This is a genomic window from Pleomorphochaeta caudata, assembly GCF_055395745.1.
This window is the reverse complement of sequence record NZ_AP042458.1, coordinates 2,954,673-2,978,117: the sequence shown is the minus strand read 5'-3', so window position 1 is coordinate 2,978,117 and position 23,445 is coordinate 2,954,673. Positions and strand designations below refer to the sequence as shown.

The window sequence follows — 23,445 nt, the reverse complement described above, 5'->3', positions numbered from 1 at the left end:
CATAATAACAAATCTTAAGTTTTATGAACATTTATGTTTAAAAAATATATACATTATTACAAAAACTTGCTAATGTGTTATCCGTGTAAAAAAAGAGGTGTAAAATGGATAATTTTGGTGCGTGGGGACTAATCCCACCAATTTTAACAATAACATTAGCATTTATTACTAAAGATGTTATTATCGCTTTATTCTTAGGTATTTTATCTGGGTCTATTATTGTTGCAGGAGGAAATGTCTTTGCTGCAATACTTAATCTAACAGATATGTTAGCTGGGAGTTTAAATGATGGTTGGAATATAAGAATCTTTTTATTCTGTGCATTATTAGGTGGTTTGGTTGGTATGCTAAGCAGAACAGGAAGTGCAAGAGCTTTCGGAAATTGGGCTGCTAATAAATTGCATACTCAAAAATCTAGTTTATTTATGACTTGGGTTTGTGGAATTATTATTTTTATTGATGATTATTTCAATTCTTTAGCTGTAGGTACAGTTATGAGACCAATTACTGATAAAAACAAAATCCCAAGAGCAAAGTTAGCATATATTTTAGATTCAACTGCAGCTCCTGTTTGTATATTATTCCCAATTTCTTCTTGGGTAATTACTGTTATGAGTTTAATCAAAGGTTCTGAAGGGTTTTCTCAATTAAATATTAGTGAATTTTCATTTTTCATGAAAAGTGTTCCTTTCAATATGTACGCAATTCTAACTTTAATTATGGTATTAACAATTATTTTCACTTCAAGAGATTTTGGAGCTATGAAAAAAAGTGTCGAATATGCAAAAGCTACTGGAAAACTATTTAATGAAGAATATGGACCTGCTCCTGGTGAAATTAAATTAGATGGTGACGATAATAGTAAAAAAGCAAAACCAATTGATATGTTATTCCCGATTATTGTATTAATAGTAAGTGCTGTAATATTATTTCCTTTAACTACATGGTTATTAAGTATTGATGGAGTTGAAATTTTAAATTTACATGATTCGATGGCATTAATTACAGTTGGGGAAGCTTTTAATAATACAGATGCTTCTATGGCATTATTCTATGCAGTAATTATTACAATTGTTTTAACATATATTTTCTACTTAGCTAGAGGCCTTTTCTCAATTAAGAGTGCAAGTGACTCCTTAATTGAAGGAATTAAGAGTATGGTACCTGCTTTAATTATTTTAACAATGGCTTGGACTATAGGTGGTATTATTAAATACTCTCCAGCGGAAGGAGGATTAGGCTTAGCTGCATATCTCTCTGATACTGTTGTAGGAGGAGGCTTCCCTCTTTGGTTAGTTCCAATGATTGTATTTGCATTATCAGCATTAATATCTTTTGCAACTGGAACTTCTTGGGGAACTTTTGCAATCATGATTCCAATTGTAATGCCAATTTTAGTTGGTTTAGGACAAGCTAAAGGCTTAGATTCAACTCATTTATTAAATGCTTGTTTATTTGGTGTTGGAGCAGTATTGGGTGGAGCAGTATTTGGAGATCATGCATCTCCTATTAGTGATACAACAATTCTATCTTCTACTGGAGCTAGTTGTCCTCACCTAGAACATGTTAGGACTCAATTACCATATGCAATAACAGTTGCAACTTGTGTTTTTGTTGGCTATGTATTTGGGGGCCTTTTCAATATGAGTATTGTAGTTGCATGGATTTGTTCATTAATTTGTTTTACTTTAGCTATAATTTTCTTACCAAAGATTTTATCTAATAATAACTAATATTTAAATCGTATGAGCTTACATTAGAGATAACTGTAAGCTCATTCTATGTTGTTTATAATTTGTTTATATTGTAAGCTATAAATAAAAATATTGAATAGGATAGGGTCATGAAAAAGTTTGTAAAAATTAAGCCTGAAATCGTTGAATATGATTGGGGGAATACAGAGTTTATTCCTAATTTGGTTAATGTAAAAAGTGATGGAAAACCAAAGGCTGAGATGTGGATGGGAACCCATCCTGGAGCACCTTCTTTAATTTATGGAACAGATAAAACATTAGAATCATTTTTAAAAGAAAATATTAATTTTTTTAGTGCGGATCATATAAAAATGTATTATGATCAACTTCCTTTTCTTTTTAAAGTTTTAGCAATAGAAAAACCATTATCAATACAATGCCATCCAGATTATAGAGAAGCTAAAATTGGGTATGAAAATGAAACTGAATTTAGAAAAAATAATCCAAGATCTCTATGGAATTATAAAGATGATAATAGGAAAGCTGAAGTTATTTTAGCTTTATCTCCAATTACAGCAATGTGTGGGTTTTTAAGTGATGAAGAAATTATTACAAATTTAAAAACTTATATTCCAAATGGTTTTGTTAAATTTATATCTTCAAGATTGATGGGTGTAGAAAATAAAGCAAAAGCAGTTTTTGAATATATCTATACTGTTGATGAAGCAATTTTACTCTCTTTAATTTCTGAGTTATTAAAAAACGTTAAGGACAAAGAAAATAAGGTTGGAGAATTCTTTACCAAAGAAGGTATAATTAACAGAGTAAAAGATGAATATCCAAAAGATAGAGGTTTGTTTGCTCCATTATTATTAAATGTCGCTCATTTAAATAAGGGTGAATCTATATATCTAGAACCTAAACTATTACATGCTTATGTGTACGGTAATGGTATTGAACTTATGAGTGCATCAGATAATGTTCTTAGAGGTGGTTTGACACACAAGAAAATGGATGTTGATGAACTCTTAAAAGTTATGGTTGTTAAAACTCAAAGACTTAAATTATGTAAAACCTATTATGATAATAATAATAAATGCGTAATTGAAACTCCTACAGATGAATTTACTTTAGCCTATTATTCTAAAGGGCAATATGATATAAAAACTCAAAATATTGAAATGCTTTTATTTATTGAAGATAGTGTGATGAGTATTGATAAAGAAGAACTTCAAGTTAAAAAAGGTGATGTATATGTAATAGCAGCTAATACTCATTTTAAACTTGATAATAAAGGTGATGTTTTTGTAGCTACTTGCTAAAAAAAATTAAATTATATTTGATTAAAACTAGTACAATATTTTTGTGCTAGTTTTTTATTTCTGACTTAATTCTTTTATAGCTAATAAATAATGATTTCTTATTATTTGAATATATCCCAAAAAATATACTATATATTTATGATAAACTAAATATATTTGTTTTAATAATAGAAAAACTAAATTTTTCTGCTTGTGAATAAAAAATAACTGTGATATATTTGCTGTATGGAAAATGATAATTTTATAGATTTGTTAAATAGAGAATTAGTGATTGCGATGGGTTGTACTGAGCCTGCCGCTAGCGCTTTAGCAGGGGCGAGAGCTGCTGAGCTATTGGATGGAAAAGTTGAACAGATTTTTGTTGAAACTAGCCGAGATATGGTTAAAAATGCAATGGGTGTTGGTATCCCAAACTGTGAAAATAAAGGAATCCAAGCTGCAGTAGCTTTAGGTGTTGCTGGTAGAAGTATAGAAAATGGATTGGGAATATTATCTGATGTTTCTGATACGCAAAGAAAATTAGCTGCAACATATAAAGTTGAACTTAGTATGATTGAGGATGTTCCTCCACTGTATATAAAAGTAATATTAAAAAATAAAGATCATAAAAGTATTGCTATTGTAAGTGGTAATCACTCCTATTTTTCTTTTTTGCAAAAAGATGATGAAATTTTAGTTGATGAGCCTTTAAATAATTCTTCAACAAATTCAAATTCATCCGATTTTATATCTAATGTATCCTTAGAAGAAATTGTTGATTTTTCAAAAGATTTGCCAAAAGAAACTTCTGATTTATTAATTAGTGCTGCTAATACAAATTTAGCGATTGCAAGACAAGCTCTAACTCAAGAATATGGATTAGCTGTTGGGAAAAATACTTATGAAACTGTAGTTGATCCACCACAAACTTTAGATCAAGCATTAAGTCTTGGAGCAACATTAGCAGCAAGTGCTTCTGATGCAAGAATGGCTGGCTGCCCTTTGCCTGTAGTAATTAATAGTGGTAGTGGTAATCAAGGGATTACAATAACACTTCCAATATATGCCTTAGCACAATATCTAGAAAAAGATGATGATGAATTAGCTAGAGCTCTTTGTATAGGCGAATTAGTAGGTTTATGCCTAACTGCCAAGAAAGATAGATTATCGGCCCTTTGTGGAGCTTTTACAGCTGCAATTGGCACAGCTTGTGGTATGATTTATTTACTTGGCGGTAAAATCGACGAAATGAATAAAGCCATTAATGTTATGATAGCTAATCTTACTGGAATAATTTGTGATGGAGCTAAAATGACTTGTGCACTTAAGATATACTCATGTGTTCAAAGTGCGGATTTAGCAATTAAACTTGCAATGAAAGGTTCTGCTCCAGGACAAGAAAGTGGAATTGTTGGAATGGATTGCGTACAAAGTTTTAATTATTTATCTAGAATTAGTCATGAAGGAATGGCCCAAACAGATAAAACCATATTAGCAATCATGATGGAAAAGCAAAAAGAAAGAGAAGCAAAGTGTTAATTTTGTAATCTTTTTATTTATAAAGTATTTCATATTATTTTAGCCAGAATATTTCTATTCTGGCTAATTTATCTATTGTTCAATAGTTAATGCAAATCCTACAAATTTAGCTCTTCTAAATTGGTAGTTGTTCAATAATGATTGTCCATCATATATTTGAGCACCAAATTTAAATCTTTGAGCATCTTTGCCTGGAGCAAATATTATACCCGCTTCAAGACAATAGTTTGGAGCATATGCTGTTTGTTGCCATCTACTAATTTGACCTGCAACAAATAGAGATCCAAGTTTATTATGATCTTCAAGAGGAATAACTAACTCAGCACCATATTGATACCAAAAGTAGGTGTGATCAAATGGTTCGTTCATTCTCTTTCCCAAAAAGTCATAACCGGGTGCATAAAAATTGAAATCTCCATAAATTCTTAATGATTTAGATAATTTGGGTAGAATTGAATCTATAAAATATAGAGGATAAACTGAGCCTGAAATCATATAATCATCACGAACGAAGTTGCTTTCATTTGTGAGAATATTATCATCAAAATCTATATATTGAGAGCCATCAGCTTTAGTATCTAATTGGTCTCCTTGGTGAGCACAAATATGGTGCCTAGTAAATCTAAATGCGGACCATTGATTTGCTTTAAGAGCAAGAGCAAAATAATAAATACCATCGGTTCCAAGTAAATCTGTTCCATGAGTATTCATAAAGGTTGTTAATGCCATACCCCAATCCATTTCAATACCTAATTCAGGATGATCAATTGGAGAAATCCTAAAGAAATTATATCTTGTTCCAATAGTAATATCGAAGTGATCTTCAGTTCCATCAGATTGAGGATGAATTTCATCAATTTCATAATGTCTGTAGGTAATTTGTGAATTTACTGCTAAAGGATCTGCTAAATACCCAGGATAAAGATAGTCATCTGGAAGGGTAGTGAAACTTAGATTTAGTAAATCAAGGTTATGAGGTTCACTAGATCCAGCACTTAGAGGTAAAATTAGTATTGCTGTAATTATTAAAATTAATATTGATTTCTTCATTTAATTATCCTCCTTTTTACTTAATGAGTAAACATCATTTTGAGGTCCACTGTTTGAGTACCCACCTAGAATAAAGATTTTGTCATCAAAAGTGACTGTAGAATAACCAAATCTAGGATCCATAGGAGCTCCTTCAGAGTCATAAATCCATTTGTAGTTATTATCTTCATTTGTAGAGTTTAAATCATAATAAAAAGTTGAATAGTTTTTATATTCATGGGAGAAACTTAAGCTTGAATTACTTTTTCCAGCAAATAACCAAATTTTATTATCATAAAAAGAAAGTGAATGTTTTTCTCTAGTTTTTGATTCTCTAGCTCTTAATCTAGCATTATCAATATCCCCATCTTTTTTTAACTGTAAATTATCTAAATCATTCCATTTAATTTCGCCTGTATCAGTTGATATTGATTTTGTATCGAAGCTCCATAAAGCTCCCCAGTTATATACATCAGGATCAAAATTACCTCTTCTAGATTGAAGAGCTTCATAGTAAGTTCCACCTTGAATGTAGATAATGCCATCATCATCTACACAGTAACCAAAAGCGGCTCTTTTTCCTGGCATAGTTGAATTTATTTTTGTCCATGTTGTGCTTGCAATATTATATTGCCAAATATCATTAAAATAATTTGGTCCATTTTTATATCCATCTTCATATTCATTTTTTATTTGGCAAAAGCCTCCAAAGACATAAATGTTACCATCATAATAAACCATACCATATTCACTTCTTGCATGAGGTTTAATATCTCCTAAAGTAGGAGCTTTTTCCCATTTAATTCCATCTTCTGAATACCATAAATCATTGTTGTATCTTCTATCTCCTGTTTTTTCATCAACTGTGAACCCACCAAAAATACAAATATATTTATCTGTTGCTACAGCGCTAATTCCTCTTTTACCTTTCCAAGGAGCACTATCACTAACAAGATCCCAATTTATTCCATCAGAGCTTTTGTAAATATCTTCTTTATAACAGTCTTCATCCCCTCTTTGAGATCTGTTATATCCTCCTAATACCCATATTTGATCTTTAAAAACAACGCTAGCAAAATCTTCTCTATTAGACCAAGGAGCATCAGAAATTAATTCTTTAGTTTCTAAACTTCCATCATATTCTGCATATGTGAATTCATCAAATGGTATTATAAACTGACCATCACAACTAATAAGAAATAGTGTGATGACTAGAAAAAGTATGATTTTATTTTTCATTTTTTTTCAGTCCCCATAAAATTGCATATTGAAAAAAATATATCATAAAAAACTTGTTATTACAAATTTAATGTAATTTTTTTCTTTAAAACTAACTGGTTTTTAACTCAAATTTTCATTTAATTTTTTATTATATAATGAATTAATTTTTAGTGTTATACTCTTTGTTAAAAAAGGTGTTTTTTATGGTAAAAAGATAATTATTATACTTATTAGTTTGAATATGTATAATAAAAATTAGAAAAAGAAATATATGGGTAAAAATAAATTTCTTTTTTCCTATTGACAATTAATGATAATTTTTATAGTTTATCAAATGTCTTTTGGGGGTGTAGCGAAGATGGTTATCGCGTCGGCCTGTCACGCCGAAGATCGCGGGTTCGATCCCCGTCGCTCTCGAGTCAAAGCTCTTTACTTTATGTAGAGAGCTTTTTTTATATTTCTTGAGATAGAATCTATAAAATATTATTAATCTAGGCTAGAATGCAAATTATGGAACAATATATAGAAAATGAATTTGATTTAATTAAACATTACTTAACTATAGATAGAGAAATTTTTGATAAAGAAATCAAAACAAAAGCTTTTGATGTATTAAAAAAAGATTGTGATTCAAAAGTTTATACTGAAGGTCTATTAGCTTTAACTAATGTTTGTGTAAATAATTGCCATTATTGTGGTTTAAATAGAGAAAATGGAGAGATAAAGAGATTTACTCTTTCTGATGATAATGTAAAATCTTCAATAAAAATGGTTAAAGACTTTGGTTTAAAAAGTATTTTATTGATTGGTGGAGAAAACCCTAAAATATCAATTGACGATTATTTAAGATACATTGAAGAGGCTAAAAAACAAGATATAAAAGTTAATTTAGCTATGGGTGTTTTTACTAATAAAGAATATAAACAACTAAAAGACGCTGGCCTTGATTTTTATACTCTTAAATTTGAAGTATCAAATCCTGATGTTTTTAATCAATGTAATCCAGATATTGTTTTTGAGGAAAGACTTAGAGCAATATATGGTGTAAAAGAAGCTGGTTTGAAATTAGGAACAGGTAGCATCGTTGGATTAAAAAATCAAAGTTTAGATGATGTAGTTAGAGATATTATTTTAACAAAAGAATTAGAAGCTGATTGGGTGCCAATAGTTCCATATGTACCAGCAAAAAATTCTATAATGGGCAAGGATACGCCTTTTGGTAATGTTGATTTACTACTTAGAAGTATCTCTCTTTTGAGATTATTATTACCTAAAGCACAAATAACAGCAGGACAGCCAACCCAAGATTCAAAATTAGGTTTTTCTGATCCAGTTGGAAATATACATGCTATGGAACATGGCGCAAATAAATTATTTGTAGAAGTAACTCCTTTTGCCCTCAGAAATGATTTTGAAATTATTGAAGGAAGAAAGTTATTACAATTAGAAAAAATAGATAATATGATAGATGGATTAGGCTTAAAAAGAGAATAAGGAATTGAGTTTATGAAAGTTTTAGTAGGAATGAGTGGTGGTATTGATTCAGCTGTAGCAGCTTATTTGCTTAAAGAAGCTGGGCATGATGTAAAAGCAATTACCATGTTACTTGGAAAAGGAAATGAGCAATTACAAGGAAGTTCAAAAACCAATTACTGCTTTGCTCCAAATAAAGATGAAGAATTAAAAAAAGTGAAAGAAATTTGTGAGAAATTAGAAATCGAAAGTATTCTATTAGACTTATCAAAAAATTTTACTGATACAGTATTACAAAATTTTAAAGATGAATATTTAAACGGTAGAACTCCTAATCCTTGTGTATGGTGTAATTCAAAAATTAAATTTAAAGCAATGTTAGATGAAGCAAGAAATCAGGGTATTGTTTTTGATAAATTTGCTACAGGTCATTATGCTAGAATTATTGAAAAAGATGGTCGTTTTTGTTTATATCGTGGAAAAGATTTAAAAAAAGACCAAAGTTATTTCTTATATAGATTAACACAAGAACAATTATCACAAGTTTTATTTCCTCTAGGCGAATTAATAAAAGATGAAGTAAGAAAAATTGATACTGAATTAGGTTTTCATGAAGAAGAACAAACAGAGAGCCAAGATTTTTATGATGGGGATTATACTGAATTATTAAATGTTGAAAACAAAGAAGGAAACATTGTAGATAAATCAGGAAAGATTTTAGGTAAGCATAAAGGTTTGTTCCATTATACAATTGGACAAAGAAAAGGCTTAGGGATTGCCGCTCCTAGACCATTATATGTTTTAGAATTAAATACTAAAACTAATGAGGTTGTAGTTGGATACCAAGAATCAACATATAATAAAATAGTTGAAGCTACAAATATTGTCTGGGGTTCAAAAACTTCAATTAATAATGAACATTTAGAAGCTAAAATTAGAAGTACAGGGTATCCTAGTAAAGCTTTGGTAACCTCTTATGTTGATAAAGAGGGAAATCAAATATTAAAAGCTGAATTTGATGAAGAAATTCAAGCTGCAACTCTTGGCCAATCTTTAGTAATTTATGATGGTGATGAAGTAGTTGCTGGTGGTATCATTTCTAGAACAATTTAAAATAGCAAGAATGTGTTAATTTTTATTAAATATTAAAATATTTTTACACTATATTACTTAAAATTAGGAATATATGTTATTTTTCATTGTCACTTTTTATAGATTATGTTTAAATAAGTTGATAATTAAAATAGGAGCATTTAAATGAGAGTTATAATTGAAAAAGATTATAATGATTTATCACTGTGGGCAGCTAGATATATCGCAAAACAAATAAAGGAATTTAATCCAACAAAAGATAATCCTTTCGTATTAGGATTGCCAACTGGTTCAACACCATTAGCAACTTATAAAGAATTAATTAGATTATATAATGAAGGTTATGTATCTTTTGAGAACGTTGTAACATTCAATATGGATGAATATGTTTCATTAGACGAAAATCATCCTCAAAGTTATCATTATTTTATGTGGAATAATTTCTTCTCTCATGTAAATGTGAAAAAAGAAAATGTTAATATTTTAAATGGTATGGCTTCAGATTTAGCAAAAGAATGCCAAGACTATGAAGAAAAAATAAAAAGCTACGGTGGAATTGATTTATTCTTAGGTGGAATTGGAATGGATGGTCATATCGCTTTTAACGAACCTTTTTCATCTTTGACATCAAAAACTAGAGTAAAATCTCTAACTTATGATACAATAGTAGCAAATAGTAGATTTTTCGATAATGATATCTCAAAAGTTCCAACCACAGCTTTGACAGTGGGTGTAGAAACGATTACAAGTGCAAAAACTGTAATTATACTAGTAAATGGACATAACAAAGCTCAGGCTTTAAGTTTAAGCGTTGAAGGTCCAGTATCACAAGCTTGTACAGCTAGTGCTTTACAATTACATAAAAATGCAATATTTGTAGTTGAAGAAGCAGCTTGTGGTGAATTTAAAGTAAATACTTATAGATATTTTAAAGATATCGAAAAAGACAATTTAGATCCTAATACTCTGTTTTAATAGGAAAAAATAAATACTTTCTTTTGCCTTTTTTTATTTTTATAGAAAGAGGCAAAATTTTTGTACTTGAATTAAATTTTTATTATTGGTATTAATAATAAAAACATTTATTAAAGGAAAATAGTATGAATATTGTCTGTCTTGATCTAGAAGGTGTATTAGTTCCAGAAATCTGGATTGCATTTAGTAAAGAAACTGGAATTGAAAAGTTAAAATTAACTACAAGAGATGAACCAGATTATGATAAATTGATGAAATATAGATTAGATATTTTAAAAGAACATAATCTAAAATTACAAGATATACAAAATACTATATCGAAAATAAAAGTACTTGATGGTGCAAAAGAATTTTTAGATGAACTTAGAAGCTTGACTCAAGTAGTAATTCTAAGTGATACTTTTAGTGAGTTTGCATCTCCATTGATGAAACAATTAGGTTATCCAACTCTATTATGTAATGATTTAGTTGTTGATAATGATGGTATGATTGTTGATTATAGATTAAGAGCTAAAGATGGTAAGCGAAAAGCAATTGAAGCTTTTAAAAATCTTAACTTTAAGACTTTTGCTGCTGGAGATTCTTATAATGATTTAACAATGATACATAAAGCAGATGGTGGTTGTTTATTTAGAGCTCCAGAATCAATTTTGGAACAAGAAAAAGACTTAAGATTAACAACTACTTATGATGATTTCTTAGATGAAATAAAGAAATTCATCAGTAAAAATTAATTTGTATGAAAAAAATTGAAAAAAAGATATTAGTTTCTCTCTTCTTTTTAATCATTTCTATCGTAATCGGTTTTACTTTATTAGCAATCGTTTACGATGGTAATGTTTATCTTGAAGCGCTTGTAGCTGTTATCGTTATTTTCATGCTTATAGTTTTATCTGTTTTATTTAAAAATTTCTTTGAGAATTTTAGGGACAAATAAATTAGGCTACTAATGGTAATTTACTTGTTATTTTAATGCCTTTTTACAGATTTCTTAATTTTTGTATAGTAAAAATATGCTTTATTATTACACTAATTGTGTTTTTTTACACAAATCATATTGACTAGAATCGCGTTTTTAATCATTTTAGCTATAAATAAGTTATACGTTGTGACAGAACGAAGTAGGAGTATGTTATGACACGCGAATTCATAGACGAAATGAAGGAAGCGCTAAAAGCTGAGAAATCTGCACTTTTAGAGAAATTAGTTAAACAAGATTCTGACTTTAAGGATTTGGTTAATTCTAAAACAATCAATGATAGCATTGATTCTGTAACCGAGGAGCTTGCTTTTAGAAAAATTCAACTGACAGCAACTCGTGACTTTAATAAGTTACAAGCAATTAATAATGCGCTATCTCGAATTCACAATAAACAATATGGTTATTGCATTTTATGTGGGAAAGAAATTCCTGAAAATCGTTTAAGAGCAATTCCGTATGCAGTAGTTTGTGTAGACTGCAAAAACGCTGAAGAAAAAAAGACATATAGAAGAAAATAAAAGTAATAATAAAGGTTCACTTTGATGTGAACCTTTATTTGTTTTTTTAGAAATATGGATTATTTTTTTCTTGTTTTATTGATGTTCTAGGACCATGTCCAGGAAGAACTATAACTTCATCATCTAATTCCATTAGCTTTTCTAAGCTTTTTTGAATTGCTTGGTAATCACCACCAAAGAGATCGCATCTACCTATGCTATTTGCAAATAAAGTGTCTCCTGAAAACAAAATATTATTTTCAGCGCTGTAATAGCAAACTCCACCAGGTGTGTGCCCTGGGGTTGCGATAACTTTCAATTTACAATCATCAAGGAATTCATCACCATTTAAAACGTAATCAGCTTTTGGTAAAGAATTAATTTCATTTTTAAATCTTTGCAGGAAAGTTAAATCAAAACAATGCTTATTAATAAAATCTTTACCTTCTTTTCCTAGATAATTTAAATCTTTTTCACCAATGAAAATTTCTAATGATGGATAAGTTTCAATTAGTTTTGGTAAGCCCATAATATGATCCCAGTGGCCATGAGTTAAAAGTATAGACACAGGAGTAACATTTCGTTTCTCAATAATATTAATTATTTGATCCGCGTCTGCACCTGGATCTATTATCCAAGCACTTTTAGTTTCTTCATTTCCATAAATGTAACAATTTGTTTGGTAGGGACCTACGATTAAGCTATCAATAAACATAAAAATATCCTATAAATTATTTCTTTTTGGAATAAGTAACTGTTGCAGTGCGGCCTTTAATATCTAAGCCGTTTAAAGTTTCAATTGCTTTTTCACAGTTTTCTTCATTCATTGTGATAAAAGAGTACTTATCATGTACCTTAATGCTATAAATATCACTTCTAGTAATATTTAATTTTTCTTGTAGTAAAAGAGAAAGTTCTTTTGTATATAACTTTTTCATTTTACCAATGTTTAAATAAAGAGTCTTTGAACCTTCAGGTAGTTCTTTAGCTGGTTTAGCTTTTTTAGGACCTGGGGTTGCAGGTGTATTAGGTGCAGTAGAATTATCTAAATTACCTTTTCTTGCTGGCTTTTTATTTTTTAGGCTTCTTTGATTTTGAGGTGTTCCCTTTTTATCATTTTTATTAAGTTCTCTTAATAAGTAAGCCATAAAATATCCACGTAGTCTCCATGGAACATTTTTTTTGATGAGTTTTCTTAGGGATTCTAATTCTTCAGGATTTGGATCTGTTTCAGTTTTTCCTGCAAGTAATTTAATTTTCCCGATAAGTACATCCTGTTCGTTAGGGGTGCTCTTGTTTCTATTATCCATGAGCATTTCTCCTTAAAGCTGTTTGCTACACTCACTGAGTTTTAGTGTAGAGCCTTTTTGTTAATTATAATATATAATATAACTAAAAAATTAAACTAAGGCTAGGAAAAGGCACCTACCTTAGTGCCAAGGATACCTTTCGGTCACACTCGGGCAATCGGTAAACTTAAAAAGTCCTGCAATACCGATTTCTTTTGAGCATATAAAAGAATTAATAGCTTTGTCAAGGAAACATTTATTTGGTATATTATTGTTATGGCATATAGTTGTATAGAACAGATAGAATTAAAAGAAAAAGAAATAATTAAAGTAAAAAAAATCCTAGCTAAAAAATATGAGAGCTTAGGAAAGAATGTTGCTTTCTTTGTAAAAGATAAATCTTTCAATTATTGCCAAAACGAATTATCAAATTATGAGATTTCAAAAAGTAAATATGAACAATTATTAAATAAGAAACAGCAATTAAAATCAAAAGTAGCATTAATTGCTGATTGTGAGAGTGATATTTTTTCTTTAAATGAAGTTCTACTGGAAAAAAAAGATGAAGAAAAGAAAGAATTATCTAAATTTGGTGCTGTAGTTTATGAAGCATATTGTAATGGAAAGTTTAATAAAGAGATTAGTGCGAATCTAGAAGATATATTTGATAACGTTAATTTAAAGATGCAAAAATATTCTAGATTTAGAGATAAGTCTAATCTTATTTTATTTATTGCTCATTACGAAAGATTAATTAAAAAACTTCAAACATCTCTTCCAAAATTATTTATAAAGGCAGCTTTATATATTTATGAAAATAATTTAGAAGAAAATTTAGATTTGAAAAATAAAGAAAAATATTTTGATAGTTTAAAAGAAATTATTATAAATGTAAAAAATTTAGAAACTAGAATAAAAGAATGTGAAGATAAAATTGCTGAAATAAGGAAAGAAGATTCAGAACCGCCTAGTAGAAAAATTGAAGAAATGAAAGCTGAATTTGAAAGTGCAAAAGATGATTCAATTAATTCTGCAAGACTTTTAGGTATAGAATTGTATCAAAAATTACCTGATGAAATAACTTCTGATGAAATTGGTAAAAAATCAATTTCTTTAATAGATGATATAACTTTAGAGCTTGCTAAAATTGATAGTTTAGAACAAGATATACAAAAACTAAATAATGAAATCTTTATTTCAGAATTATCAGCTCAAATTGCACATGAGAGAACAAAAATTGATCAGTTAGAACAAGAAATAAAAAATTGTAATACTCAAATTGCGAAAATTGAAGCTATAATAAATAAAAAAAGAGACACAATAATAGAGTTGAAGAAATTTGGTACTTATGAAGAGTCAACTTTAAATTTAAAACCTTTGGATGATAAAAATGGAAACACCTAAAGAAACTACTAATAAAAAAAATACAACTAACAAGGTGGATCAATCCACTAAAGATGCTTCCATAAAAAAGAAAGCTAAGAGTGAAATTCAAAAAAAAGCTCAAACAAAAAAAACTAATGAACCATCAAAGACAAAACAAGATAATAAGAGCAAATCTTCTTCTTACATTGAAGTACCATCGAGGAAAGATGTAAAGGGAATTCCTCGTGCAAAATTGGAAGTCTTTAACAAAAAAGATAGTTTTAGTGTCCCTAGCAAAGATAACAATAAAAGGGTGGGAAATCATGAATATTGGCAACAAGGGGAGCTGGATTTAACTAATAAATCTGAAGAAAAAGATAGTAAAAAAGTAGAACCTAAGAATAAAACTAAAGCTCAAGATTTAAAAAGTGATGACAAGAAAAGTATAAAGCCTTCCCCAAAGACAGCATCAAAGACTACACCAAAGACTACATCAAAGACTACATCAAAGACTGCATCAAAGACTGCATCAAAGACTGCATCAAAGACTGCATCAAAGACTGCATCAAAGACTGCATCAAAGACTGCATCAAAGACTGCATCAAAGACTGCATCAAAGACTGAATCAAAGACTGCATCAAAGACTACACCAAAGACTACACCAAAAGCGGCACCAAAAACTGCACCAAAAACTGCTTCAAAAAAAACACAAAAAACAGCACCAAAAGCTGTAAAAAAATCTAAAACTAAAAGTACTTCGAATAAAATTAAGAAACCAATACAAAGAAAAAAAAGTAATAAAAAAAATAGTTTAAATATTAATAAAGATTTAGTTATTATTTTAAGCATAATAATTTTAGCAATTTTAAGTTATTTTTTAATTGTAAAAGAAGATGTTTTTTCAATATTTGACAAAGAAGTACAAAATATAAATACAGAAACCAATACAATAGTTGAGCCTAAACAAGTAGATGATGATTTTGATTCAGATTTTGTTTATGTTGGAGATTCTTTAAAAGATTTAGATACACTAAATTTCAAAGTAAAAGAAACAGAGAATGATACTCTTAATCAAGTTGATTCGATCATAAATATTGAAGATGAAAAATTAAGTGGTGATTATATTAAACTACAAATAGATAAAGGGTTAAGTGCAACAGCAATCGCTACAGTCTTAGAAGAAAATGGTGTATGTACAAAAGAAGATTTCTTAAAGTATGTAGTAGAAAATAATTTAGAAACTAAGTTAAGAAGTGGCTTATATATTATTAAGAAAAATAGTAGTATTAGTGAAATTGTAACTTCTATAGTTGATTCAGATTCAACAATAGTAAAAATTTATCCAGCTAGTACAATTGATCAAGTAGATAAATTATTAACAAGTAGAAAATTAATTAGTAAAGGTGATTTTGTAGAAGCTTGTACACAATTAGCTCAAGAAAAAGGGTTGAATTTTGTAGAGGGTTGGTTTAGCCCAGCTACATATAAAATTACAAATGATTTTGATGTAAATATGTTTGCAAATATTATGTTGGAAAATACTTTCAAAATTTTGTCGCCATATATTAAAGATATTGCTAAAAGCGGTTATAGTATTGATGAGATAATTATTATAGCTTCATTAATACAAGGAGAGACTCAAGATGTAGAGCAAATGCCAATAATATCGAGTGTTATACATAATCGTCTTGAAGAGGATATGCCTTTAGGCATTGATGCAACAACCCGATATGAAATAGGAAATTGGAGTGATGAATTAACTCAAGAAATCTTAGATAAGATTACTCCATATAATACGAGAAGAAAGAAAGGCCTTCCTCCAGGAGGAATTTGTTTAAGTAGTAAAGATGCATTAATTAGTGCAATATATCCAAAAGATACTGATTTCCTATATTATATACATGATAAAAATGGAAATTTAATTACTGCTTATACATATAAAGAACATTTAGAAAATATTGAAAAGAGAGATAATAAATAACATGAATTATAAATACAGAACATATAATTTACATACGCATTCAGTTTATTGTGGACATGGAGTAGGTGAATTAAGTGATTATGTAAGAGAGGCAAAAGCTAATAATATAAAATTATTAGGTTTCAGTGAGCATTGTCCCGTCAAAGAAAATAGATGGGCTAACAGTCGAATGAGTTATGATACTATCAACACATATTTAGATGATGTTGAAAATTTAAAGAAACAAGAATTAATAAATGAAGATCTCTTAGAAGAAAAGAATAAGCAAGTTGAAATTGACAACTTGTTTTTATTAAATAAAGAAGAAAAACAAAATAATAATAAATCTATAAAAATATTGACGGCTTTCGAGTGTGATTACTTTAAAGAATATCATCAATATATAGATGAACTTAGAGAAAGATGTGATTACTTATTATTTGGTGTTCACTATTTAAATCTACCTGGAGAAAAAGATGTTCAAGTTCACTACTATCAATTAAATGATAAAGCTTTGAATGTATATACTGATCAATATATTAAATCTTTGGAAACCGGATTCTTCTCTTTTGCTGCACATCCTGATTTATTCCTTTCTCAATATTTTAAATGGGATAATCAAGCAAAAACCATCAGTAAAGAAATAATTGAAGCAGCAATATATTATAATGTTCCTCTAGAAGTAAATGGTGGTGGAATATTAAAAGATAAAATTAAAGGTTTTAATGGTGAAATGAGATATCTATATCCAGTTAAAGAATTCTGGGAATTAGCAAAAAGCTATGATAAATTAAAAATAGTTTCAAATGCTGATGCTCATGCTCCAGAAAATATTATTAAATCTATTAATAAATGTGACCAATTTGCTAAAGATTTAAATATGGAATATAGAAGTGCAAATATAGATAATATTAATAAAACAAAGAAAGTAGAATTTGTTTAATTAGATTAGAAATTTGGATTTGAATAGAATTCCATAATTTCATTTGTTTTAGGATGCTTGAATTTGATATAGGATGCGTGTAATGCCATCCTATTTTCATTTTCTTTTCTTATTCCATATAATCTATCGCCAACAATTGGGAATAATTTTTCTTTTGAATGAACTCTTAATTGATGAGTTCTTCCAGTTTTTGGAGTGAATTGGATTCTTGAAAAAATTTCGTTTGTAGTTTTATTTTTTTCTACATTGAGTCTTTTATAATATGTAATAGCTTTTTTCCCATTTTCAAAATCAACAATTTGATAAGGTCTATTATCTACATCTAATCTTATTGGTAAATCAATAACGCCTTCGTTTGTTTCAATAATGCCCCTAACTAAAGCAATATATTGTTTTTCAACTTCTCGATTTTGAAATTGAATTGATAAGTTTCTATGAGATTCTTTATTAAATGCAAGTACTAACAAACCTGATGTATCCATATCAAGTCTATGTGTACTACTTTGTTCTATAGCTGTTGGGAATAGGTGTTTAACTCTTGTTGTAATGCAATCTTTTAATTCCTCGCTTTTCCCAGGAATTGTTGTAATACCTGCTTGTTTATTAATAACACAGATATCTTGATCAACATAGATTATATCAAGTTTTAATATATGAGGTAAAATTATAGAACATTTTTCTTCACAAGGTGGATAATAATTTAAGTGTGATTTTTTTTGAGTATCTTTTCCAAAATATCTTTCAATTAGACTTATAGGTAAAAGTGAATTTTTAAAAGCATAACTTAATAGTTTTGGAGCACAGCAATCTCCTGTTCCTGTTGGTACATATTGCTCTTTTTTTATATCTTTTAAATAAATTATCTCATTGTCACAATTATAAAAACAATAAAGGTTTTGAATCTCTTCAAGAGCAATATTGCTTAAGTTTTTTCTTTCTGTTAAAAGATTTTTATTTTCATCATATTCAATTTTATTTGTTAATTCTTTAATTTTATTATCATATTTTTCTACGACTTTATTAAATTCATTTATATCAAAAACTGGTGGGACAAAGCCCTCAATTATATAAGAAGAATTAATTGCTGATGAAAAAGCTTTAAGAATTACTTCTTCATTATTTTTATTTAAGCATACTAAAACGCCGAACATAGCTCCTTTTTCATTTAAAAGACTATCACAGCTGATATTTGGTGCAATCTGGTTTGTTTTAATAAAAGTTTCAAACATTTGATCTAAATATTTTTTAGCTAATGTTGGATCATAAATTCTTCTTTCAATCATGAATTTTACTTTACTGAAAAAATAGATTTTATTCAAATCTTTTATTTAGCTATACATATTTTTAGTAAATTATTTCTATTTTGCATTAGTTAATATCACTTTGCATTTCATAATAACTGCGAAGTTCAAGCATTTGATTAAAAAATAAGATATAAGCGCAAAAAAAGTTGTTAACAACAAAATTTATTAAAGAGGTACTGGATGGCTAAAACAAAAAAAGTAAGCAATGAAGTTGAGCAAGAAAAAATAAAAAAATTAACTAAGCAACAAGTTATATGTTTAGTTATAGTTTTTATCTCTTGTCTGCTTATAGTTTATGTGGCATTTCTCGGAATGAGTAGTAGACCAGTAGAAGAAATAACTAAAGAGGAAGCCTTAAATGTTGCAAGTGATATTTATGGAACTTCCTGGATTCTCGATGATAAAGGAGAATATTCTCCTCTTGCTATAAGAAATAGAAGTTATAAAAAATTAATGTTTTTAAGTGATATAGATCAAGATGAACTAATGATTCCATTTTATTTATATCTTGATGAAAATGAAAATATTATTGGTAGAGAATTAGCTTTTGTTTTTTATGAAAAAGAAACAAGTCTTTTAAAAGCAGAATTACCTGATGGTGAAATCTATAATTTTGTTTATTCAAAATCTAGAGATGGAAAGATAGAAAGTCTTGTATTTATTAAAGAGGGAAATAAGAGAACTTATTACATAAATGAATCTTTAGTTAAAAATTTAAATCAATAAAGGAGTTGTTTTATGAGAGATAATAATTCTTATAACAAAAAAAATTATTTAAAAAACGTTGTAATAAGTGTTTTGTTATTAACATTTTTAATTGCTACTAGTTCATTTCTATTAGAGAGTTGTGATGGCTCATTTCTAGATGATGAAGATTTTAATCAAATGCTAGATGATTTAAATAAGGATCAAGAAGGGGATAGCGAATATTTTTCATATGATATATTAGATGGACTTGTTAATGATAGTCTTTCTTGGACTATAGAGAATGAGGAAGTTTATGATGTTCCAACTAGTATTAATGTTTTAGAGTTTACAGAAGATAGAATGTTTGGTTGGGCAAATTTAGGAGGTTTTTCAACTAATGTAAAAAATGGATTTTATTACTTTGAAGTAGCAGATAATATAATTACAATTATGAGTGATTATGAGACATTTATAGCTACTATAGATTTTGATAAATGTTGGGAAACTGATGATAAAACTTATTCTGAAATTTTAATTAATAATTTTCCTTATAAATGTTTTTTCTAAGAGTTAAATTAAAAAATATACCCATATATATAAAGACTTTGTTTTGTATATATGGGTTTTATTGTTTGTAATTAATTATTAAAGTTTTTTCTTATATTCATATTTTCATTATCAATTGCAAATTGTAATTTTCTAAGTAGTCTTGCTATTTCATCAATTTCGCTACTTTTAAAATCATTTGAGATTCTTTTTGCAATGTTATTTAAAGCTTTGTTTATTTCACCAGCTTTGTTATCACCTTTTATGGTTAGTTTGATTCTAGTTTTCCGTTTATCTTTGATATCTTCAACAAATCTTACATAGTTTTCTTTTTCCAATAATAAACAGATTTTTTTTATGTTTTGGTGACTAGTAGAAAGATATCTAGATAATTCTCTTATACTTGGTGGATTAGGTAATTGAAAAAGATATAATAATACTTCAGCTTGTCTTTTAGTTAAGCCATCTTTTGTTTCTTCATTATTATTAATTACTTGTTCCAATTCTTTTAATAATGAAGAAATCTGCTTTATAGTAAATAAAGAGTTTTCTAAAATTTCTATATCTTCGTTATTGCTCATAAAATATTATTCATCAAAATCAAAAGAATCAGGGAAAATAAAATCATTATAATCAGTAGAATTTTTAGAGTTTTTAGCTTGAATACTTTCAAAATCATCCTTACTTAATTTTTTGTTTTTATTTTGTCTTTTTCTAGTTTGTTTTTCCAAAGTTTTTTCATTATTATATTGCTTTTGAATTCTTTTCCCACTTCCTAATAAAATAGCAATAGGTCTTAGACTTTCAATATTAACACAAAGAATTTGAATAACACTGGTTAATGGGACAGCTAAGAACATACCAGGAATACCCCAAATAAATCCCCAAAGAGATAAAGATACTAATAGTACAAAAGGAGATAGTCCTAATTGAATACCTTGTAATCTAGGATCAATAATATTACCTAAAACTGTCTGGATTGAAATTGTTAATACTGCTACATATATTATGCTAATCCAATCTGGAGAGAATTGAATTAATGCCATAGTTATGGTGAGAAGGGTAACAATTAAAGAACCAATGCTTGGTATAAAGTTTAATACAAAAGCTAATAATCCCCATAATATTGCAAAGTCTAGTTTTGTAACGGTTGCTGTTAAGTAGAATAAAACACCAGTAATTAAGCTTATTGAAAATTTAATAAATAAGTATCTAGAAATTTGGTGTGTAGTTCTTTGAGTAATTGATACAATTATTTTACTCTTTTTACCATTGAAAGCTTCAATGATTTTTGGAGTAAATGTATGTCTTTCTAGTAATAAGAAGAATAAGAAGATAAAAACCAAAAGTATGTTTTTTAATACAGTTGCAAAGTGAGAAGAAATGTTTGTTAAACTTGTAAGTGCTACATTAATCCAGTTAATATTCATTTTTGAGAGGAAAGTCTCTCCAGGTGAGAAATCTAAAAATCCACCGATTTTATCTGTAATTAATAAATCTAATTCATTTAACCTGTTTCCATAGGCCGGTATTCCAATTATAAGTCGCTGAACAACCATGAATACTAAAACACCCACAACTAATAAGAATGCTATGAAAATCAATATTGCTATAATATTACTTAACCAATAAGGGAAATGTAATTTATCAAGCCTTTCAAGCAAAGGAAATAGTATTAACATAACAAAGCAAGCAAATACTATAGGAAGTAAAACACTACTTGCAGCTTTTAGACAGAACATTATTATAAAAATAATTACAATAAAGCTTAAGCTCTTAAGATATTTATTGTTTTCGAATAAATTAGCATATTCTTTTAGTTTGGACTCTTCTTTCATAATAACAAATATAAACTACGTCTTTAAAACCTTCAATATCTTAATTTATTAATTATACAAAGAAAAACACAACTTTGGGTTAACAAACAAATAATTAACATCTTAAAACATAAATATAGTGAGTATTGTAAGTATATAATTAAGTAAAAGACTAAATTATTAAATAAATTTTTAAATATGCCTAATCAAATAATTTAAAGATATCTATCTCATAAAAAGTGTAATACTATAGTAGTGAAGGTATGAAGTATGAATATAGAATTAGGTTTTTCTTAAATTATGTTAAGTAATTTATTTATTGAATTTTAAATCAAACAAAAAATAAAAAAAATTTTCAAGGCTCTTTTTTTTAAATTTTCACAAAGTTTTTTATGAAAAATTAATTTAAAAAGGATTTTTAAAAGTTAGATATTTTTTGTCTCTTTTGGCTATAAATAAAGATTTTATCCAATATCCAATATTTTTTATAAGGTAAAAAACTGTTAGTTTAGTACAGTTTTTTAGCCATAAATTCTTATTTTTGTTTCTATACTTCCAAATTTTTAATGTTGACAAACAAAACATATAATATAAAATATATTTTATCCAATATATTCTAAGGAGGTTAGCATGAAAAGAATATGGACATTAGCTATAGTTTTAGCTTTATGTGTTTTGCCAATTATGGCAAATGGTCAAGAGGAAACAACAACTCAAGAACAAGAGGGAGCAAGTGAATTTGTAATTGCACAAGATGCTCAATTACCAATTAGTGGTATCGGTAAAACCGTTAGTACTAATTTAAAAGCAAAAGGAGATTATACTCTAGCTTGTATTGTTAAGAACTCTACAAATCCTTATATGGTTAGTCAATTAGAAGGTTTCGCAAAAGCTGGTGAAGATATGGGCTTTGAAGCAATAACAATGGCACCATCTCAACAAGACAGTGTTGAAGAACAAGTAAGAATTGTTGAAGACATGTTACAAAAAGGTGTTGATGGCATTGTAATTCACTGTGCTGATTCAAATGGTATTATGCCAGCAATTAGAAAAGCAAAGGCTGCAGGGGTTGAAGTTGTAACAATTGGTACTCCAGCTGCTGAACCTACTTTCTTAAGAACAGGTGTAAACTATGAAGAAACCGGTTATGTAATTGCTAAAGAAGTTGCTCAAAAAGTAAATGGAAAAGGTAAAGTAATAATTCTTGAAGGTCCTGCAGGAGCACAAAATGCAAGAGAAAGACTTAATGGTATTAAAAGAGGATTAAGTGAATATCCAGATATGGAAATAGTAGCATCACAAACAGCTAATTTCAAAAGAACTGAAGGTATGAGTGTTACTGAAAACTTAATTCAAAAATATCAAGATGTAGATGCAATTATTGCTGCTAATGATGAATCTGCATTAGGTGCTATTCAAGCTCTAAAAGCTGCTGGTATTACTGATGTTGCTGTTGCAGGATTTGATGGTTCTGTTGATGCAGCTGATTCAATTGGTAAATCAGAAATGTTGGCATCTTATAATACTGACCCATATGGTTCAGGATATTTAGCTGCTGCATATTTAGTTGAATATTTGAATGATGGCACAACACCACCTACAAATTTCGTTCCTTTCCCATCAGAAAAAGATAAACCTGTAATTGATGCTGCTACAATTGACGATTATGTCAATACAACAGCTTGGTGGAAATAAATTATTTAAATAGTTATTGGCGATTAATTTCGCCAA

Annotated in this window: 22 protein-coding genes and 1 tRNA gene; 16 read left to right on the top strand and 7 right to left on the bottom strand. The window is 28.3% G+C overall.

Annotated elements, in window-relative coordinates; translation table 11 throughout:
• Positions 1-104: 104 nt before the first annotated feature.
• The 3 genes from ACZ5RS_RS13690 to ACZ5RS_RS13680 all read left to right on the top strand — a co-directional run bounded on the left by ACZ5RS_RS13690 (position 105) and on the right by ACZ5RS_RS13680 (position 4,534).
• Positions 105-1,733, top strand: coding sequence for a Na+/H+ antiporter NhaC family protein (locus ACZ5RS_RS13690; protein ID WP_464636373.1), 1,629 nt, complete (start codon positions 105-107; stop codon positions 1,731-1,733).
• A gap of 110 nt (positions 1,734-1,843) precedes the next feature.
• Positions 1,844-3,016 carry a mannose-6-phosphate isomerase, class I gene (gene manA / locus ACZ5RS_RS13685; RefSeq protein ID WP_464636371.1) on the top strand — a complete coding sequence of 391 codons (1,173 nt, stop codon included), beginning with the start codon at positions 1,844-1,846 and terminating at the stop codon, positions 3,014-3,016.
• Positions 3,017-3,241: 225 nt separating this feature from the next.
• Positions 3,242-4,534: an L-cysteine desulfidase family protein gene (locus ACZ5RS_RS13680; RefSeq protein WP_464636369.1), complete on the top strand. Its 1,293-nt coding sequence runs from the start codon at positions 3,242-3,244 to the stop codon at positions 4,532-4,534.
• A 72-nt stretch (positions 4,535-4,606) separates the two neighbouring features.
• Here the strand turns inward: ACZ5RS_RS13680 and ACZ5RS_RS13675 are convergent, their stop codons facing one another.
• Together ACZ5RS_RS13675 and ACZ5RS_RS13670 are read right to left on the bottom strand one after the other, a co-directional pair.
• Positions 4,607-5,584 (bottom strand): DUF1207 domain-containing protein, encoded by a 978-nt coding sequence (locus tag ACZ5RS_RS13675; protein WP_464636368.1) that lies wholly within the window; start codon positions 5,582-5,584, stop codon positions 4,607-4,609.
• A complete protein-coding gene (locus tag ACZ5RS_RS13670) occupies positions 5,585-6,802 on the bottom strand; it encodes a Kelch repeat-containing protein (protein ID WP_464636366.1) in 1,218 nt (405 codons plus the stop codon).
• Between the two features lie 325 nt (positions 6,803-7,127).
• On the opposite strand from ACZ5RS_RS13670, the gene ACZ5RS_RS13665 reads away from it, so the two are divergent.
• From ACZ5RS_RS13665 to ACZ5RS_RS13635, 7 genes are all read left to right on the top strand, one after another.
• Positions 7,128-7,201: transfer RNA gene (locus ACZ5RS_RS13665), tRNA-Asp, on the top strand.
• Positions 7,202-7,294: 93 nt separating this feature from the next.
• On the top strand, positions 7,295-8,278 hold the full coding sequence (locus ACZ5RS_RS13660; protein ID WP_464636364.1) for a radical SAM protein: 984 nt from the start codon (positions 7,295-7,297) through the stop codon (positions 8,276-8,278).
• 12 nt (positions 8,279-8,290) lie between these two features.
• Positions 8,291-9,370, top strand: coding sequence for a tRNA 2-thiouridine(34) synthase MnmA (gene mnmA, locus ACZ5RS_RS13655; RefSeq protein WP_464636362.1), 1,080 nt, complete (start codon positions 8,291-8,293; stop codon positions 9,368-9,370).
• A 144-nt stretch (positions 9,371-9,514) separates the two neighbouring features.
• On the top strand, positions 9,515-10,324 hold the full coding sequence (nagB, locus tag ACZ5RS_RS13650; protein WP_464636360.1) for a glucosamine-6-phosphate deaminase: 810 nt from the start codon (positions 9,515-9,517) through the stop codon (positions 10,322-10,324).
• Positions 10,325-10,449: 125 nt separating this feature from the next.
• Positions 10,450-11,058 (top strand): bifunctional phosphoserine phosphatase/homoserine phosphotransferase ThrH, encoded by a 609-nt coding sequence (thrH, locus tag ACZ5RS_RS13645; RefSeq protein WP_464636358.1) that lies wholly within the window; start codon positions 10,450-10,452, stop codon positions 11,056-11,058.
• A gap of 5 nt (positions 11,059-11,063) precedes the next feature.
• On the top strand, positions 11,064-11,261 hold the full coding sequence (locus ACZ5RS_RS13640; RefSeq protein ID WP_464636356.1) for a hypothetical protein: 198 nt from the start codon (positions 11,064-11,066) through the stop codon (positions 11,259-11,261).
• Between the two features lie 221 nt (positions 11,262-11,482).
• Complete coding sequence (locus ACZ5RS_RS13635) at positions 11,483-11,824, top strand: TraR/DksA family transcriptional regulator (protein ID WP_464636354.1); 342 nt, start codon at positions 11,483-11,485, stop codon at positions 11,822-11,824.
• A 46-nt stretch (positions 11,825-11,870) separates the two neighbouring features.
• Here the strand turns inward: ACZ5RS_RS13635 and ACZ5RS_RS13630 are convergent, their stop codons facing one another.
• Together ACZ5RS_RS13630 and ACZ5RS_RS13625 are read right to left on the bottom strand one after the other, a co-directional pair.
• The gene (locus tag ACZ5RS_RS13630) at positions 11,871-12,518 is read right to left on the bottom strand and encodes an MBL fold metallo-hydrolase (RefSeq protein ID WP_464636353.1); all 648 of its coding nucleotides are present in this window, start codon (positions 12,516-12,518) and stop codon (positions 11,871-11,873) included.
• Between the two features lie 16 nt (positions 12,519-12,534).
• On the bottom strand, positions 12,535-13,113 hold the full coding sequence (locus ACZ5RS_RS13625) for a DbpA RNA binding domain-containing protein (protein WP_464636351.1): 579 nt from the start codon (positions 13,111-13,113) through the stop codon (positions 12,535-12,537).
• 255 nt (positions 13,114-13,368) lie between these two features.
• Here ACZ5RS_RS13625 and ACZ5RS_RS13620 point away from each other — a divergent pair, with 255 nt between their 5' ends.
• Genes ACZ5RS_RS13620 through ACZ5RS_RS13610 form a run of 3 tightly spaced genes read left to right on the top strand, consistent with a single transcriptional unit; the run spans position 13,369 to position 17,360 of the window.
• A complete protein-coding gene (locus ACZ5RS_RS13620; protein ID WP_464636350.1) occupies positions 13,369-14,496 on the top strand; it encodes a coiled-coil domain-containing protein in 1,128 nt (375 codons plus the stop codon).
• The gene (gene mltG / locus ACZ5RS_RS13615) at positions 14,483-16,438 is read left to right on the top strand and encodes an endolytic transglycosylase MltG (RefSeq protein ID WP_464636348.1); all 1,956 of its coding nucleotides are present in this window, start codon (positions 14,483-14,485) and stop codon (positions 16,436-16,438) included. Before ACZ5RS_RS13620 ends, mltG begins: the two co-directional genes overlap by 14 nt.
• 1 nt (position 16,439) lies before the next feature.
• A complete protein-coding gene (locus ACZ5RS_RS13610) occupies positions 16,440-17,360 on the top strand; it encodes a PHP domain-containing protein (protein ID WP_464636346.1) in 921 nt (306 codons plus the stop codon).
• Between the two features lie 5 nt (positions 17,361-17,365).
• Here ACZ5RS_RS13610 and ACZ5RS_RS13605 read toward each other — a convergent pair whose 3' ends face one another.
• Positions 17,366-18,643 carry an RluA family pseudouridine synthase gene (locus tag ACZ5RS_RS13605; protein ID WP_464636345.1) on the bottom strand — a complete coding sequence of 426 codons (1,278 nt, stop codon included), beginning with the start codon at positions 18,641-18,643 and terminating at the stop codon, positions 17,366-17,368.
• 201 nt (positions 18,644-18,844) lie between these two features.
• On the opposite strand from ACZ5RS_RS13605, the gene ACZ5RS_RS13600 reads away from it, so the two are divergent.
• Together ACZ5RS_RS13600 and ACZ5RS_RS13595 are read left to right on the top strand one after the other, a co-directional pair.
• Positions 18,845-19,390, top strand: coding sequence for a hypothetical protein (locus tag ACZ5RS_RS13600; protein ID WP_464636343.1), 546 nt, complete (start codon positions 18,845-18,847; stop codon positions 19,388-19,390).
• Positions 19,391-19,402: 12 nt separating this feature from the next.
• On the top strand, positions 19,403-19,918 hold the full coding sequence (locus ACZ5RS_RS13595) for a hypothetical protein (RefSeq protein WP_464636341.1): 516 nt from the start codon (positions 19,403-19,405) through the stop codon (positions 19,916-19,918).
• Positions 19,919-19,989: 71 nt separating this feature from the next.
• Here the strand turns inward: ACZ5RS_RS13595 and ACZ5RS_RS13590 are convergent, their stop codons facing one another.
• Complete coding sequence (locus tag ACZ5RS_RS13590; protein ID WP_464636340.1) at positions 19,990-20,478, bottom strand: MarR family winged helix-turn-helix transcriptional regulator; 489 nt, start codon at positions 20,476-20,478, stop codon at positions 19,990-19,992.
• Between the two features lie 6 nt (positions 20,479-20,484).
• Positions 20,485-21,735: an AI-2E family transporter gene (locus ACZ5RS_RS13585; RefSeq protein WP_464636338.1), complete on the bottom strand. Its 1,251-nt coding sequence runs from the start codon at positions 21,733-21,735 to the stop codon at positions 20,485-20,487.
• A 609-nt stretch (positions 21,736-22,344) separates the two neighbouring features.
• Here ACZ5RS_RS13585 and ACZ5RS_RS13580 point away from each other — a divergent pair.
• On the top strand, positions 22,345-23,409 hold the full coding sequence (locus ACZ5RS_RS13580) for a sugar ABC transporter substrate-binding protein (protein ID WP_464636336.1): 1,065 nt from the start codon (positions 22,345-22,347) through the stop codon (positions 23,407-23,409).
• Positions 23,410-23,445 lie beyond the last annotated feature (36 nt).

Bases quoted from the DNA above. Each gene is read 5' to 3' on its own strand.
- thrH (WP_464636358.1), top strand. From the start codon at position 10,450: ATGAATATTGTCTGTCTTGATCTAGAAGGTGTATTAGTTCCAGAAATC.
- ACZ5RS_RS13600 (WP_464636343.1), top strand. From the start codon at position 18,845: ATGGCTAAAACAAAAAAAGTAAGCAATGAAGTTGAGCAAGAAAAAATA.
- ACZ5RS_RS13595 (WP_464636341.1), top strand. From the start codon at position 19,403: ATGAGAGATAATAATTCTTATAACAAAAAAAATTATTTAAAAAACGTT.
- ACZ5RS_RS13580 (WP_464636336.1), top strand. From the start codon at position 22,345: ATGAAAAGAATATGGACATTAGCTATAGTTTTAGCTTTATGTGTTTTG.
- ACZ5RS_RS13625 (WP_464636351.1), bottom strand. From the start codon at position 13,113: ATGGATAATAGAAACAAGAGCACCCCTAACGAACAGGATGTACTTATC.
- ACZ5RS_RS13590 (WP_464636340.1), bottom strand. From the start codon at position 20,478: ATGAGCAATAACGAAGATATAGAAATTTTAGAAAACTCTTTATTTACT.
- ACZ5RS_RS13630 (WP_464636353.1), bottom strand. From the start codon at position 12,518: ATGTTTATTGATAGCTTAATCGTAGGTCCCTACCAAACAAATTGTTAC.
- ACZ5RS_RS13605 (WP_464636345.1), bottom strand. From the start codon at position 18,643: ATGATTGAAAGAAGAATTTATGATCCAACATTAGCTAAAAAATATTTA.
- ACZ5RS_RS13635 (WP_464636354.1), top strand. From the start codon at position 11,483: ATGAAGGAAGCGCTAAAAGCTGAGAAATCTGCACTTTTAGAGAAATTA.
- ACZ5RS_RS13660 (WP_464636364.1), top strand. From the start codon at position 7,295: ATGGAACAATATATAGAAAATGAATTTGATTTAATTAAACATTACTTA.
- ACZ5RS_RS13675 (WP_464636368.1), bottom strand. From the start codon at position 5,584: ATGAAGAAATCAATATTAATTTTAATAATTACAGCAATACTAATTTTA.
- ACZ5RS_RS13680 (WP_464636369.1), top strand. From the start codon at position 3,242: ATGGAAAATGATAATTTTATAGATTTGTTAAATAGAGAATTAGTGATT.
- nagB (WP_464636360.1), top strand. From the start codon at position 9,515: ATGAGAGTTATAATTGAAAAAGATTATAATGATTTATCACTGTGGGCA.
- ACZ5RS_RS13585 (WP_464636338.1), bottom strand. From the start codon at position 21,735: ATGAAAGAAGAGTCCAAACTAAAAGAATATGCTAATTTATTCGAAAAC.
- manA (WP_464636371.1), top strand. From the start codon at position 1,844: ATGAAAAAGTTTGTAAAAATTAAGCCTGAAATCGTTGAATATGATTGG.
- ACZ5RS_RS13640 (WP_464636356.1), top strand. From the start codon at position 11,064: ATGAAAAAAATTGAAAAAAAGATATTAGTTTCTCTCTTCTTTTTAATC.
- ACZ5RS_RS13690 (WP_464636373.1), top strand. From the start codon at position 105: ATGGATAATTTTGGTGCGTGGGGACTAATCCCACCAATTTTAACAATA.
- ACZ5RS_RS13670 (WP_464636366.1), bottom strand. From the start codon at position 6,802: ATGAAAAATAAAATCATACTTTTTCTAGTCATCACACTATTTCTTATT.
- mltG (WP_464636348.1), top strand. From the start codon at position 14,483: ATGGAAACACCTAAAGAAACTACTAATAAAAAAAATACAACTAACAAG.
- ACZ5RS_RS13620 (WP_464636350.1), top strand. From the start codon at position 13,369: ATGGCATATAGTTGTATAGAACAGATAGAATTAAAAGAAAAAGAAATA.
- ACZ5RS_RS13610 (WP_464636346.1), top strand. From the start codon at position 16,440: ATGAATTATAAATACAGAACATATAATTTACATACGCATTCAGTTTAT.
- mnmA (WP_464636362.1), top strand. From the start codon at position 8,291: ATGAAAGTTTTAGTAGGAATGAGTGGTGGTATTGATTCAGCTGTAGCA.